This is a genomic window from Paenibacillus abyssi, from assembly GCF_014640295.1.
GTDB classification, from domain to species: domain Bacteria; phylum Bacillota; class Bacilli; order Paenibacillales; family Paenibacillaceae; genus Paenibacillus_D; species Paenibacillus_D abyssi.
Genome location: NZ_BMGR01000018.1, coordinates 71446 through 85910, shown reverse-complemented (window position 1 = coordinate 85910; position 14465 = coordinate 71446). Strand labels below are relative to the sequence as shown.

The following is a 14465-nucleotide window of genomic DNA, read 5'->3' as shown; positions in this document are numbered from 1 at the left end:
GTCATCCCTCCTTTTTATCCATCGGCAGCCGAATTTTAACCGTTGCCCCTTTGCCACTCTCATTGTAAAAAGCGATCGCCGCTTTTTCCGGGTACAGTAACTGCAGCCTGCGTTTCACATTCCATATGCCGACCTGATCCCCATCCTCGCTGACCGTTTCCTCGTCGGCCGCAAGCTGCATTAACACTTCTTCCGGATAACCGGGACCCGAATCCTGGATTTGGATGTGCAGCATGGCAGGCTCCGCGGATTCGTCGGCGAATGCCCGGATATGGACCTCCAGCAAAGCATCCATGCTTACGGCGTGCTTAATTGAATTTTCCACGATGGTCTGAATGACAAGAGGCGGAATGCTGCAGTCCAGCAGCGATTCTTCGGCTTCAATGCTGTACGTGAGGTGACCGGGGAACCTCAGCTCCTGGATTCTCAAATAATTGCGGGTATGGGCGAGCTCATCCTTTAAGCTGACGACATACGAATTGCTGCGGAACATAAACCGGAAATAAGCGACCAGGCAGCGGGTCATCTCCTGGATAAGAGCGAAGTCTTTAATTGTAGCCAGATTATAAATAATGTTCAATGAATTAAGAAAAAAATGCGGGTTGATCTGCAGCTGCAAATGCTTCAATTCGGCCCGTTGATGATTGAGCTTCTCTTCGTATACATTGATCTTCAAATCGTGAATCTCCGAGACCATCCGGTTAAACGTCTCGTACATCACCTGGAATTCCAGGGAACGCGGCGTCCGCTCCAGCTGCGATTGCAGCTGTCCGTCCCGGACTTTGCGCATTGCTGCAACCATATGCTGTATCGGCAGCAGGAATACTTTCCTCATAATGAATAAGAACAGCAGCAGGAATACGCAGGCACCGATTGTTACGAAGGAGGATACCCGTCCGAGATAAGGCAAGCGTTCGAGAATTTCGCTTTCCGGCAGCATAGCGATCAAATGGAACTTCCCTCTGCCGGAGTCCTCTCCCATCAGCATGTAGGACGTATCGTTCCCGGTAATGGAATACGTGCCCGGTTCAAAACGCAAATCGATTCCTTCCTGCATGACCCAGTCGGCATGTGACATCGGCTCATAGGCTTCCGTAACGAGCAGGGCCGCCCCCGACTCGCCGAAATCCATTAAATCGAGCGGCGTCATGAGCTTCCGGATATGCACCCACGATCCGACATAGACATTGCCGGTCCGCACAAGATGAAACAGGGAGTACCCGTTGTCGCCTTGCCATACGTTCCAATGCGCATAATCGAGCTCGCCTGGAGCGCCTTCAATCATCTTTTCGATCTCTTCCCTGGTTAACAGACGATCTCCATAGCTTCCTTCACCCGTATGCGCGACAATCAGGTCGTCGTTTACAGCAGAATACATAAATAACGCGTCGAGCGATGGATAATAACTGATCCCGTTGGAGATTTCCGTATACAATCTCAGCTTGGCAAGCGTGTACTGCGTTTCGTTGTAGGAGCTCGGAAATTCCAGCAAGAGCAGATCCATATTGCGCTCCGATAGATTGTACAGATAATTGTCCACCTGCTGCAGGTTGCGGTCGATTTGATCCATATACATGCTAAGCAGGTTTTGATTGGATTGCGCCACCTGATTGCGGACCACCTGGGTCGAGTAATGATTGTAATAGATTAAGAGGCCGATTAACGGCAGCATAAACAGCAGAATCGTTGCAAACAGCTTGACGCGCAAAGATTGAAACTGCGGCCCGAAACGACGGAATCGCATGGCGTTCTCCTCCGATATTCAGTACGTTCATTAAACCACCAAAACTTCAAAAAAAAGACATACCGGCTGAAAAGGCCGGCATGCCCGGGTAGTTACGCTTTTGCATTCTAACCGTCTTCCCCCATCAAACCGTTAAAATTAAAACGTCCATTATACTAAACTGTTTAGAAATTATATCCTCAGATTAGCATTCGGGAATGAGGGAGTCAACGAAATTTTCGCTGATTCATCGACGATTTTATATAAACACAACTAAATTAAGCTGAATAAAAGAAAGAAATCCAGTCCAACAAATCCTGATTGCTCTTTACTTTAAAAACATTTGCTCCGCTTGATCGAGTGACATTTTATTGCCAAGCGCCGAATAATCGAGCCACGGTTGGTCGGGGATCATGTAGACCTGATTTGCTTTGACGGCCTTTAATCCCTGCCAGATCGGGCTGTCTTGCAGCTGCTCGTATAATTTTTTGGCTCCATCCTGATTATTGACGACAACAAAGATCGCATCTGCATTAAAATCCGGCAGCACTTCCTGTGAAATGACTTCATAGGACTTATCGCGATTGATTTTTTCAACGCCGCTCGCAGGCTTCAGCCCCAAATCCTCAAACAGCATAGGCCCCATTGGACGTCTCAAGCCGAATACCCGCAGTTCTTTCGCTGTCACGCGCACACCCATGGCGGTGCCGTCGCCGATTTTGTCATGAATAAGCTTCTTTACGCGTTCCGCCTGAGCCTGATTATCCTTAATAAAATCTTCGGCCTCTTGCTCACGGTTAACAAGCTCCCCGATTTGTTCCAGATGGTCCCGCCACGTGCCTTCATCCAGATTGAACACTTGAGTTTTCGCGATTTTCTCATACCTTGAAATGTCGCCGGCGAGCTGCTCGTCGACATAAATCACGTCAGGCTTTAACGCAAGCAGGGTTTCCATATCGGGGTCCGCAGCCGTCCCAAGCGGTTTTGTATCCGTCAAACGGTCTGCGACATGAGGGAGGAATGTTTTTAATTCACCGCCTACCACCGAGCCCACAGGAGTGATACCAAGCGCCAGCAGATTATTAGTCAAATGAATCGATAAAGAGGCGATACGGGGCTCCCCATCAGCGGCGGCATTCCCGGTTTCCGCGGAGGAAGCTTGCTCTGCGGCCTGCCCGCCCTGCTGTCCGCATGCCGACAGGATAACAATTAACAGGATGCTTAATAGAAGCATGAATGTTTTTTTCATAAAAATCTCCTCTTTCATCTAGATTATTTGGTTCTTCGCAGCAAATACAGAAAATACGGAGCGCCTACTGCAGCAACGACCACGCCTGCCGGAATGGCATTCGGTTGAAAGATGGACCGGCCGATCGTGTCTGCAGCCACAAGGATAACCAGGCCGACTAGCCCGGCAATGATCAGAAAATGCTGGTGCATCGGCCCGACGAGGCGGCGTGCGATATGGGGCGCAACTAAACCGATGAAGCCGATTCCTCCCGACATCGCAACGCTTGCGCAGGATAAAGCCACTGCGCATGCAAGCAGCAGCAATCGCTGCCTGCGTACAGGCGTCCCGATGCCGGCAGCCAGCTCGTCGCCAAGCGAGAATGCATTCAATGATTTGGATTGGAGCAAGACATACGGAACGATGAATGCGATCCAAGGGAGCAGTGTGTACACATGAATCCAATCCCTTCCCCATACACTTCCGATCAGCCACCTTGCAGTGAATGCGTAGGTCTGCTCGTCAAGGCTCAAGGATAGAAACAGCGATATCGCACTAAATCCGGCAGAGACGGCAATCCCGATTAATAGTAACCGAACCGGCAGGAACCCCTGATGCCGATCGTAAGCTAACCAGACGATCAGCAGCGCTGCTGCCGTCCCACCCGCAAACGTAAAAAATGGAATGAGCAGCGAGGACATGCTGTTCATCGAATGAAAGAAAGTTACAAAAAGGATCAAACCGAACGAAGCGCCTGCATGGATGCCCAAAATGCCCGGATCAGCCAGCGAATTTTTGGATAATCCTTGCAGTATCGCACCGGAAATCCCCAAACCGATACCCGCTAACAACGTGACCAAAATTCTCGGAAGCCGAAATTCAAACAAAACCATTGTATCGTCCGGACTACCCTTGCCGATAAAGGTTTGGATGACGGTCATAGGAGAAAGCCGGATCGAGCCGGTATTCAAACTGAGGATGACGATTCCTGCAGCGATAAGCATCAGAATCGCTCCGACCGTCATGGCTCTCCTGCGCCTGTCTAACGTATACTCCATATTCTACAAATTCCTCCTCTCCCGATGCGCGAGATAAAGAAAGAAAGGAACGCCGACCAGCGCAACCATCACTCCGATGGCCAGCTCCTTCGGAGGGTTTACCATCCTTGCGGCAAGATCGGCCAGCACCAGCAGTACCGCGCCCAACAATGCCGACACCGGAATAATAAGCCGGTAATCCACGCCAACGAGCTTACGCGCGATATGCGGAATCACCAGCCCGACAAAACCAATTGAGCCTACCGCGGAAACGGAAACGCCGGCGAGTACCAGCGCAGCTGCCATGCCTAAAACACGAATCCGTTTCGTTTTTACGCCTAAATTTACGGCAACCTCTTCCCCCATCGCAATGATCGAAACGGAACGCCCCAGCGCAATGGAAGCCGCAATCGCGATCAAGATAATCGGCGCCAACAGCTCCAAATGATGCCATTTCACGCCTGCCACACCGCCTGCGTACCAGAAAGCCAGATCTTGGCTCAATTCATAATAAATCGCGATCCCGGAGCTGAGGGAATGCAGCAGAGCCGCCACCACCGCTCCCGCAACCGTTAACCGCAAAGGAGTCAGGCCGCCCGGGGACGAACCGAGCAGGAAGATAAGCAAAGCGCTGAGCACAGCTCCCATAAACGATAACAGCATTAAAGCGGAATACGGCAAATTCGGAAAAAATGCGAAGCAGAGAACAATCATAAAGGTCGCGCCCGCATTAACCCCTAAAATTCCCGCATCAGCAAGCGGGTTGCGTGTTACGCCCTGCATCAAAGCCCCAGCGACCGCAAAGGCCGCTCCGATCACAGCCGCAGCCAGCACTCTTGGAAGCCGCAATTCATGAATGATCTGATGCGCTGTCAATTCCGGATTGTAGTGAATGATTGCAGTCCATACCGTGCTTAATGACAGATCTTTCGCTCCGAACGATACCGCCAAAAACATGGAAAGCGCTAATCCGAACAAAGCGAAAAAAAGGACTGCAATGAACTGAGCGATACCTGCGCCGGAGGCTGCCTGTTTTCCTAACCAATGTTGAATGAAGCCCGTTCTCATCGTGAACATTCCTTTGCTTTGAAATGCAGCTGAATGTAGATGCCATGAAGGCATCTTTATGTACGCCTTCGTTGAAATTCCATTCTAGTTCGAACTATATGCGAAGCACCTCCCGTGGCTTGGCGGCTTTCGAATTAATTGATAATGATTATCATTACCATAAAGGATTTTATAATTATCTCATCCCTTTGTCAATGAAAATTATTCTCACTATGAATGACAGGATACAAGACAGACAAAAAAAGCATGCCTCCCGCGGGCATACTTTTATCATTCTGCTGGGAAACGAAGCTGGCTCTGCAGCACGCCTCAACGCATGGGCGAAAATGCATGCAGCCTTGTCGACCCGGGTGCGGCAGCAGCTTGCAGGCACCTAGGATGGGCGGCACCTAGCACTTCTCCGTACCTGCGCTGGATATTCCCGTAGCCTGAAAATGCCGGTCAAACGAATATAACAGGTTATCTTCCAGCTGCTCTCCGGAAAGGAGCTTTCGAACCAGCGTACGGCCCAATTCAGGTGTAACGCCCTGATACCATAAGCCCTCAGGATATACGATCACTATACAGGCGTCGGCGCACCTTCCATTGCATCGTGTCCGCGTCGTATGTATCAGCTTGTCGGCCCTGCGCTTTGTAATCTCCTCCCGTATAGCCAGGGTTACTTCCTCCCCGTGGCGCTTCAGGCAACTGCTTCCATTGCAGATGAGCAAGTGATTCCTAGTTTCACTTAAATTCCAAGTTGTCATCCGTTATCTCTCCTCCTCACGATTAACCAACAGCCAACTTCCACTCCTCGAGCGACCTCGGCGGTATTTTCCCTTCTCGCATAACAGCCGGCAATGCGTTCCATGCCTCGAGCAGCATAGGGGTTTCCAACCCAAGCTCTTTAATGTAAGCAGCATTCTCAAATATCTCAAACGGCGTCCCCTCCATTACACATTTTCCTTGATGCAGGACGCACAGCCAGTCCGCCCAGGCATAAGCGATGTTCATGTCATGCGTCGCCATAACTATTGTCACGCCTTCAGCGTGAATCCGGTTCAATTCGTTCATGAGAAGCTTCTCCGAAACCGGATCAAGATAGGCGGCAGGCTCGTCCAAAAGGAGAAGCTCCGGCTCAAGCGCCATTACACCGGCTAACGCTACCCGCTTCTTCTGCCCCAGACTCAGACGGTGGATCGGCACATCCGCCAATTCCTCCAAATTTAGCAGCTTCAGCAATTGGTTGGACCGCATGCGGATTTCATCTTCCGGGAGGAAGGCATTTCGTAATCCGTATGTAATATCCTCATAAGGCGTATTCATAATCAATTGTTGTTCAGGGTCCTGAAAGACCAGCCCGATTCTTCTTCTGAGCAATTGCAAATCTTTGTTGCGGTAAGATATGGGATCGCCATTCCATTTGACAGTGCCTCCCTCGGGCTGGAGGATACCGGTCATATGCATGAACAGCGTTGATTTTCCTGCACCGTTATGCCCGCATAGCGCGGTTCTCTTTTTTTTCGGGATCCGGATCGTCAAGTCGCGAAGCACCTCGCGCCCATGACCGGGATAATTGTATCTCAGGTTACAAACTTCCATCATTTCAGTCATCTTATCCCTCCATTATAACCACAGCTTAATAACAAAAAGCACTGCTGTTCCGGCTATCGATTCAAACCGGTACCGCAGCGGAACAATACTTTTTTCATAAGGAGGCGGAGTTATTGAATCCGTAAACCCCCTGGAGATAAGGCCGTAAGACAGCTTACGGTACCTGTCCATAGTTTTTGTAAACAGGCGGACGATCAAAATTGCCGTGTCGCGTATTTTCCCCCGGAAGCCGGACTGACCCCCCCGGCACCTTTGGGCAAGCAGCATGTTATGGGCGGTATCCAGCAGCAGAAAAATGAACCTGTACATGATAACACACAATTCAATAACGATCAGCGGAATACGCAGCCGACGCAAAACTTGAAGCACAGCCGGAAACGGTGTGGTTAGCGTCACAAAAAACATACACGACAAGCAGGCAAGCACTCTCATCAGCGTTTCCAGCACGATACCCCACGCTGTATCGGGCACATAAACCAGGAAGCTCTCCGTTTTGACCAGCAAGAGTCCCTGCGCAATCTGGCCCCCGGCTGCGGCGGAGCGGAATTCCAGCATAAGGGCGGGCAAACTCAGGACATACAGCGAACAAGAAACAAGCATTAGTCTAGCATATAATCCGGTTGGAACTTTGGCATAGATAACCGTCCATATCAACATCCAGACTACGATCATTGCCTGCAAAACCGGCCCTGTCAGATAGGCAAACAGAAACAATACGGATGCGAAGCCGCACTTCCACATCGGTGAGAGAAGCCTGAACCTGTTGCTGTACGTAACGGAATCAATTTGCTTCATCATAACCGTTTCTTCTCTGCCCGGCCAGCTTTTAACGTACCAAACACATAACCTATGATCCCCGCACCGATCGCAGCCTGCAGCGCAAAAAGCATGCTTTCCGTCTCGGATGGCAGTTCGGCCAGCGGATTTGCCCAAGGCTCGTATTCCGGATTAATTGCGAGAATCATTTCTTCAGCTTTCCCGTCCGCCCCCCCGAAGTCTCCATTGATGCTCAGAAGGGGCAATACTGCCAGAAGAATAATTCCTATAACAAGCAGAATGTTTAACCATGGCTTGCTCATACGTTTTTGGCTCCTTTATTAATCTTTGACAGAACGGAAATGTCTTTCAAATCAAATGATTTCAACCAATTCCAGACCAGGAGGGTCAACAATCCCTCGCTGATGGCAAGCGGCACTTGAGTCAGCGCAAATATGCTGCCGAATTTGATCAGCGATGCGGCAATGCCGCCTTCCACCGAAGGGAATGCAAGCGCCAATTGAAACGAGGTTACCACATAAGTAAACAAATTGGCACAAGCGGCGGCAGCAAAGATAGACCATGATTGGTTCGTTGTTATTTTGGTCATACACCGGTACACAGCATATCCTGCGAATGGCCCTGCAACCGCCATAGAGAACGCATTGGCGCCGAGAGTGGAGAGACCGCCATGGGCAAGCAATACGGCTTGAAACAGGAGAACGATCGAGCCCAGGACACTCATCGGCAGCGGACCGAACATCACCGTTCCAAGGCCTGTGCCTGTCGGATGTGAACTGCTTCCGGTAATAGACGGTATTTTCAGAGCCGACAATACAAAAGTGAATGCTCCCGCAAGGCCAAGCAGCAGCTTTAGTTGGGGCGCCTCCCGGGTAATCCGGATTAAACGGCGGACACCAAGCAGAAAGAATGGAATAAATGCAGCCCACCAGAACAATGCCCATCCGGGTGAAATAAAACCTTCCATGATATGCATGGCATGCGCTGTTTGCGGATCGTTAATCGCCAGATACATCGTTAATCCCGCGACCAAAGCCAAAAATTTCTTCAGGTTGTTTAGTTTCACGCTTACCTCTCTCCTTTTGTATTGCCGCAGCCGCAACGAGTTAAAAATAGCGGTTGCGTTATGTGTCATCCTCCGTTATTCATCGTTACGCTTGAGCGGTAAGGCGCCATGGGACAAGCATCCTGTCTGCGCCGGCAGCAGGATGCTTGTCCCATTTACTTATAAATCGTTAGAACGGACAGATCTTCTAGAGACACTTCTCATTGAGCAGTTCTTTCGTTTTGGAATCCCATTCCTCACTGCTGATAATGGAGGAATCGATTACGATACGTTCGAGTGCAAGAAGCCATCTCTCATAATAATCCCAGCTTGGGTCATCCTTGCAGTGACTGGCTTCCCATTCGGCAATGGAGGTAATCAGTTCCTGACGGAAGCTTTCCCATTCGTAATGCCCTTTCTTGGACAATGTGATTGCCAAGCCCATGGCCCGGTCTTCCCATAGCTTCTTGAACAGCAGATCCCCATTGCTGCGCGGGAGCGTCTCACTGCCTCCCATAAGACTCGAAGCGGCGAAATGTTCAAATTTAGTTATCATACCTACCTCCTGTGAACGGCACTTAGCCGACTTTAACTTTGGCAGCGCCCTGCATCGCTTCCGGCGTCAATAATGCCGCAAGCTGCTCTTCCGTAAAACCTTCCGTTCCGGCCGGTCTTTCCGGAAGAACGAAATAGCGGATCTGTGCGCTGCTGTCCCATACACGCACTTCAACGGAATCATCAAGCTCAAGTCCGAATTCTTTCAGCACAGCCCGCGGCTCACGAACCGATCTCGCACGGAAGCTTGGATCCTTGAACCAATAAGGAGGCAGACCCAAAAGCGGCCAAGGATAACAGGAGCAAAGCGTACAGACGATAAGATTATGTACATCAGAGGTGTTTTCAACCGCCTTCATCTCTTCTCCCTCTACACCGGTCATGCCCCGGGGAAAGTTCATTTCAGCGACTGCTGCAGGCGTGTCTTTCAGCAAGCGGGCTTTGTATTCCGGATCAACCCATGCTCTGGCGACAACCTTGGCGCCATTGAAAGGGCCCATATCTGTTTCGAAGTAACCAATGACTTTGTCGACAGCTTCGCTGCTAATGATTCCTTTCTCAATAAGCAAGGCTTCCAGCGCTTTCACCCTTGCGGCACTAAACATTTCCCGATCTTCTACATATTTAAAACGTTCACTCATTTGTTAGCCCTCCATTCGATTTGGTAAGCTTATTGCGCCAGTTTGTCCATATACGCTTCATAGATATCGACATAGATCATTGATTTGGACTCTACATGCTCGCCCCAGATATCCTTCGGGTCGAACCGGACGCAATAGACCGGCATCGGCTCGCCAATCCCATCGGTACCCGTTGAATTTGGATACGTATAGTTTCCTTCATACACAATTTCAATCACGCCTTTTTGCGAACGCACAAAACCAGGGAGACGCGTGTGAAGCATTACATGATTATTTCTTACCAGCACGGTTTCTCCTGCACTGAACTGTGGTTTGCGGTCACTCTCACGGTACAGCGAATCTCCTTTGCGCAGGTATTCAATCACTTGGTGATCGATGGCCGGTTCGGATACGGAAGGAAGCTGCTCATCGGCATTATTCAAATACACTGCCGTTTTTGCGTCCCATTCTTCTTCGTTAATGTAGCCTCCTTTAATCAGGAAGTCTGCTACGCCGCCAACCCATTTCTCATAGTACCGGAACTTGAAATAATCGAACGGATGCATGGACTCGGCGCGTTCCCGCAGGTCCGCCCAAGTATATTTGCTGTCGAAGTTTGAAGGTATATCCTGTATCCCTTCCAAATGATTGCTTAGCCCCATCATCGATACATGGATCGCAAAAATCCGCTTCTCCCATGGCTCTGCAAATACTCTCGTATCAAAATCAATCGGGTCGTTAAGTCCTTCCAAGCCTCCAAGATATTGTTGTAATTTCATGGAATAACCTCCTCATAGTTATGAACTCGGTCATACAGAACCAGATGAATGCGAAGCTGCCGGTGTTGGCACAGTTTGCTTCTTGGTCATCGAATCTCCCCATATTTCGGATACATAGCCGAACAGACCGCCTACAATAACGCCTGCTGCCGCAACTAATCCTGGATTGTTCCATCCTAGAGATGTCATCGGCACGTCTGTTGCCACCATAGTAGATACCGTCGAAGCAAAGCCCCAGACTATAGCCGGCAGAATAGACAGCAGCGGGATCTTGGATGCCTGAACCATGGCCGCACTGCCGATCCCTACACAGATCGCCGCAATAAGGGGGCTGCCTCCCATCACCGAAATGATAAGCAGTGTGCAGGAAGCGATAAGCACACCAGCCAGATTGGAGACGACGCTTCGTTTCAATCCGGCCAGCTTGCCGCCGACAATAAAGAATGACGCCCAAGCGATAAAAGTAACCCAAACGGGGACCGGCAGGATGGTTGCTGTCAAATAGGTATCAATGGCACCTAATATACCAATGCTGATACTATAAGCCTGCAGCTGCTTCATGCAAGGTTCTCCTCCTCTCCTAATACTCAACCCTCATTTAAACAACCACATTTGCCAGGCAGGATATCACCCCCTCTCGGATCGCCTTCTCATCAAGATTGCGGCCGATGAATACCAGCTCATTCCTTCGCAGTTCACCCGGGCCCCAAGGACGCCCCGGACGGCCGTCCAGTGTCATATGAACACCTTGAAAAACATAGCGGCGATCTTCATCATCGATATTCAGTACACCTTTCATGCGATAAATATCGTTGCCATTGGCCTGCAGAAATTCCAGCAGCCATCTGGACAGCTTATCGCTGTCGATTGCGCCCTGTTCGGCAATGGATATGGAGTAGACGGATGTGTCGTGCTCATGCGCATCCTCGGACAAAAAGTTCGGATCAACGGAAAGCGCGTTCTGCAGATCGAATTTTCCGAGATGCAGCAGGGACCCGGCATCCAGTTCACAATTCTCTGAACGCAGGATATCGGCCATTGCGTTCATCTTTGTAATGCGCTGCGCAAGTTCATCCAGATCCTGCGGAGCAACCAGATCCGTCTTGTTCAACAGGATCACGTCGGCGAAGGCCAGCTGCTCTTCGACTTCCGTGGAATCCCAGTGCTGCACAATGTGTTTGGAATCCACTACGGTAATCACCGCGTTGAGCTGCGTGTTCGCCCGCATAACATCGTCTACGATAAAGGATTGAAGAACCGGGGCCGGATCTGCCAAACCTGTCGTTTCAACAATGATGTGATCATATGCGTCGCCATTCTCCACCATCGTCCCGACGATACGGATTAAATCGCCCCGTACAGTGCAGCATATACATCCGTTATTCATCTCAATGACTTCTTCCTTGGATTCAATGACCAACTGATTATCGATCCCGATTTCCCCGAATTCATTAATAATGACGGCGATTTTTTTGCCGGGGCTATCCGATAAGATACGGTTTAATAGTGTTGTCTTTCCTGCACCCAAGAATCCGGTAATTATCGTCGCGGGAATTTTTCCCTTTCGGCCAATTGCCATATAAACCCCTCCAGTTCATACGATGTTTTATTTAGACGCGGACAGTGCGTATTTCTTGTCTATTTTCGCTACCAGCGAATAGTAGGTGTCGACCATATTTCCGACATGGAGCTTGCCGATTTGAGTCAAGGCCTGATAGGCTTCCCATTTATCCCAGCCGAGTTCCACCATCCAGCCGATCAGCTCCGCGTATGCGATACGCGCCGCATCCTCCATCGGCCTTGCGCTGCCTACAACCATATATTCGGTCGGACTTTCAATCCGCGGCCATTTGATTTCCTTGCCCTTGATCAATTCAAATTTCAAAGTGACTTTAGCCGATATCTCCAGTGCCGTTCCGCACAGCTCCCCATCGCCTTGGCCGGCATGGCAGTCTCCTGTGTAAAAGTAAGCCCCAGGCACCTTTACCGGCAAATATACGATGTTTCCGGGCTTGGTCTCGGGCACATCCATATTTCCACCGTGCTCGGCCGGCGTCAGAGCGGATACCGCCTCCAGATCCGGGGCCGTTCCGATCGTCCCTAAAAATGGCCGCCAAGGAAAGCTGAGTCGTTCATTGCAGGTTAACATGCCGTCGGCAAGCTGATACATAAACACTTTCTCCGGGAGCGGTTCATTCAACATTCTGGTGATTTCCGTTCCCGTTAATCCGCCAAAGTTCGGCAGGTGCACGCTGACCGCATAATCGCGGGTCGGTTCAATATCGATAATATGTACGGCCAGCGTATCGCCCGGCTCAGCCCCTTCTACGAAAATCGGTCCCGTTTGGGGATTCAAATACCTGCCCAAAATTTCCGAAGCTATGTCTGTTGCCTTCGTGATGCGATCCTCAAAGGCGTCCTTTGTAAAGATAGCGACTTCCTCTCCTGGATTCACCTTGGCAATGGGCTCCAAATAACGACTGAAAACATAACTATGCGCTCCCGGCTGTCTGATTTCTTTCAAAAAAATCGACTTCCTTTCAAAATTAAAAATATTAAAAAGCAAATTTCATTGTAGGGTTATATCACATATTGCGTTCATCTACGTAACATACCTGGTCTGACCAGCCCCATGCATGTCATTATAACACCAAAAAAATAATTTGAATAGCATAAATGTTAATTTATATAACACCTAAATTAAATTTCTATCGAGATTCAGGAATATTATTCCTATATCCCTTGGTTTATGTAATTTTTGTTGCCATTCTAGTATAATGAGACAACAAAAAAAGACCTTTTCAGGTCTTTTAGTGCAGCTTATAGTTTGGATTCCAACGATTTCACCAACCTAATATGATGCTCGATATGCTCCTCCATTTCCTGCGCTGCAAGACTGCTGTCCTGCTTCACTATAGCTTGTAATATCGCTTGATGCTGCCTGGCAAATTCTGTATTTACCCCTTCAATGACATGGGTTCTAATTCGTGTCGAATACAAATTATTACTGATCAAATCCGAAATGAACCCCAGCAGCTCGGATAAGGTATGGTTATATGCAGCTTTTGCAAGAGAGATGTGGAAATCAACGTCAGCCTGGATCATCACCTGCAGATCATCGGTTGTAAACATGCGTTCGACTGCATCCTGCATCTGTCGGATATCTTCATCCTTCCTCCGTTCCGCTGCTAATTTAACAAGACCCGTTTCAATGACCTTCCTTGATTCAAGAAGTTCAATTGACCTTTCCTCAGGTATCAAGAAAAACGGCATTATGTTCGTGAATATAGTCGGAACATGAGGGGCTTTGAGAATCGTGCCTTCTCCGGGTTTGGATTCGATGACATCAAACATCTCCAATATGCGCAGCGCTTCCCTCACCGATGATCTGCTCACCTGTAAAAAAGCAGCCATTTCGCGTTCAGTCATTAACTTATCGCCCGGTACGAGATTTCGGGACGTTATGTAATGGTGAATTTGTTCCAGCACTTGTTCAAAAATTCTAGTTTGTTTGTTTTCTGACATAGCAAACACCTTTTGTCTTATTTTTCTTAATTTATTTATTTTGTTTTCTTGTAAATAAAAATAGTAATGTTAATAATAACAGCTATTTCTCATCCGGTAAACGGTTACTTTAACCCTTCAATAAAAAAACATCATAATTAATGTGTAGGTACACCGCTTAAACCCATAGCTAAAGCGCTAATGCTTGCCGTTCGGAATGCTGGATAACACTGGCTGTCCCTGGCCGTGAGAAGTCCTTCAGATCGCAATCATTCATGGAGCGCTTATTCAGGAGTTCACGATGCGCCAGTCGGGAAATGAGTTGCTATGCAAGGCATTGATGCTGAACATTCTGGCTCATCTGCTTCGAGTCCCGAGATCGCTTGCTCATGTTTCCCAGCATGATGTAAAGCTCATGGAGCTGATGGGGCAGATTGAAGCGGCTCCCGCCGGTCATTGGACAAATTATCCTGACATCCACTATTTCAGTCGCATACTCTCTTAATCAGCAAGTGTATCAGATACCTAAAAGGGTG

18 protein-coding genes are annotated in these 14465 nt (G+C 49.1%); 2 read left to right on the top strand and 16 right to left on the bottom strand.

Going from position 1 to position 14465, the window contains the following annotated elements:
• Nucleotide 1: 1 nt before the first annotated feature.
• The 4 genes from IEW11_RS22005 to IEW11_RS21990 all read right to left on the bottom strand — a co-directional run bounded on the left by IEW11_RS22005 (nt 2) and on the right by IEW11_RS21990 (nt 4945).
• Complete coding sequence (locus IEW11_RS22005; protein ID WP_188533235.1) at nt 2–1744, bottom strand: sensor histidine kinase; 1743 nt, start codon at nt 1742–1744, stop codon at nt 2–4.
• A gap of 307 nt (nt 1745–2051) precedes the next feature.
• Nucleotides 2052–2972 carry an iron-hydroxamate ABC transporter substrate-binding protein gene (locus IEW11_RS22000; RefSeq protein ID WP_188533234.1) on the bottom strand — a complete coding sequence of 307 codons (921 nt, stop codon included), beginning with the start codon at nt 2970–2972 and terminating at the stop codon, nt 2052–2054.
• A gap of 23 nt (nt 2973–2995) precedes the next feature.
• Nucleotides 2996–4009: a FecCD family ABC transporter permease gene (locus tag IEW11_RS21995; RefSeq protein ID WP_188533233.1), complete on the bottom strand. Its 1014-nt coding sequence runs from the start codon at nt 4007–4009 to the stop codon at nt 2996–2998.
• Nucleotides 4010–4012: 3 nt separating this feature from the next.
• A complete protein-coding gene (locus IEW11_RS21990; RefSeq protein WP_229725565.1) occupies nt 4013–4945 on the bottom strand; it encodes a FecCD family ABC transporter permease in 933 nt (310 codons plus the stop codon).
• A 155-nt stretch (nt 4946–5100) separates the two neighbouring features.
• On the opposite strand from IEW11_RS21990, the gene IEW11_RS21985 reads away from it, so the two are divergent.
• A complete protein-coding gene (locus tag IEW11_RS21985) occupies nt 5101–5433 on the top strand; it encodes a hypothetical protein (protein ID WP_188533231.1) in 333 nt (110 codons plus the stop codon).
• A gap of 12 nt (nt 5434–5445) precedes the next feature.
• Here the strand turns inward: IEW11_RS21985 and IEW11_RS21980 are convergent, their stop codons facing one another.
• From IEW11_RS21980 to IEW11_RS21925, 12 genes are all read right to left on the bottom strand, one after another.
• Nucleotides 5446–5802, bottom strand: a complete 357-nt coding sequence (locus tag IEW11_RS21980) for a (2Fe-2S) ferredoxin domain-containing protein (protein WP_188533230.1) — start codon at nt 5800–5802, stop codon at nt 5446–5448.
• Nucleotides 5803–5824: 22 nt separating this feature from the next.
• Nucleotides 5825–6649, bottom strand: a complete 825-nt coding sequence (locus IEW11_RS21975; protein ID WP_188533229.1) for an energy-coupling factor ABC transporter ATP-binding protein — start codon at nt 6647–6649, stop codon at nt 5825–5827.
• Nucleotides 6650–6661: 12 nt separating this feature from the next.
• A complete protein-coding gene (gene cbiQ, locus IEW11_RS21970; RefSeq protein ID WP_188533228.1) occupies nt 6662–7447 on the bottom strand; it encodes a cobalt ECF transporter T component CbiQ in 786 nt (261 codons plus the stop codon).
• Entirely contained in the window at nt 7444–7728 is a 285-nt protein-coding gene (locus IEW11_RS21965; RefSeq protein ID WP_188533227.1) for an energy-coupling factor ABC transporter substrate-binding protein, read from the bottom strand. The genes cbiQ and IEW11_RS21965 overlap by 4 nt, the downstream gene beginning before the upstream one ends.
• Nucleotides 7725–8492 carry an energy-coupling factor ABC transporter permease gene (locus IEW11_RS21960; protein ID WP_373289370.1) on the bottom strand — a complete coding sequence of 256 codons (768 nt, stop codon included), beginning with the start codon at nt 8490–8492 and terminating at the stop codon, nt 7725–7727. The genes IEW11_RS21965 and IEW11_RS21960 overlap by 4 nt, the downstream gene beginning before the upstream one ends.
• A gap of 187 nt (nt 8493–8679) precedes the next feature.
• Complete coding sequence (locus tag IEW11_RS21955) at nt 8680–9027, bottom strand: nitrile hydratase accessory protein (RefSeq protein ID WP_188533225.1); 348 nt, start codon at nt 9025–9027, stop codon at nt 8680–8682.
• Nucleotides 9028–9049: 22 nt separating this feature from the next.
• Entirely contained in the window at nt 9050–9667 is a 618-nt protein-coding gene (gene nthA, locus IEW11_RS21950) for a nitrile hydratase subunit alpha (protein ID WP_188533224.1), read from the bottom strand.
• Nucleotides 9668–9696: 29 nt separating this feature from the next.
• The gene (gene nthB, locus IEW11_RS21945; RefSeq protein ID WP_188533223.1) at nt 9697–10425 is read right to left on the bottom strand and encodes a nitrile hydratase subunit beta; all 729 of its coding nucleotides are present in this window, start codon (nt 10423–10425) and stop codon (nt 9697–9699) included.
• Nucleotides 10426–10455: 30 nt separating this feature from the next.
• Nucleotides 10456–10986, bottom strand: a complete 531-nt coding sequence (locus tag IEW11_RS21940; RefSeq protein ID WP_188533222.1) for a DUF1097 domain-containing protein — start codon at nt 10984–10986, stop codon at nt 10456–10458.
• Between the two features lie 37 nt (nt 10987–11023).
• Entirely contained in the window at nt 11024–12004 is a 981-nt protein-coding gene (locus tag IEW11_RS21935) for a CobW family GTP-binding protein (RefSeq protein WP_188533221.1), read from the bottom strand.
• A gap of 27 nt (nt 12005–12031) precedes the next feature.
• Entirely contained in the window at nt 12032–12949 is a 918-nt protein-coding gene (locus IEW11_RS21930; protein ID WP_188533220.1) for an acetamidase/formamidase family protein, read from the bottom strand.
• Between the two features lie 296 nt (nt 12950–13245).
• Complete coding sequence (locus IEW11_RS21925) at nt 13246–13950, bottom strand: FadR/GntR family transcriptional regulator (protein WP_188533219.1); 705 nt, start codon at nt 13948–13950, stop codon at nt 13246–13248.
• Nucleotides 13951–14230: 280 nt separating this feature from the next.
• Between IEW11_RS21925 and IEW11_RS21920 the strand changes: the two genes are divergently transcribed.
• The gene (locus tag IEW11_RS21920; protein WP_188533218.1) at nt 14231–14434 is read left to right on the top strand and encodes a hypothetical protein; all 204 of its coding nucleotides are present in this window, start codon (nt 14231–14233) and stop codon (nt 14432–14434) included.
• Nucleotides 14435–14465 lie beyond the last annotated feature (31 nt).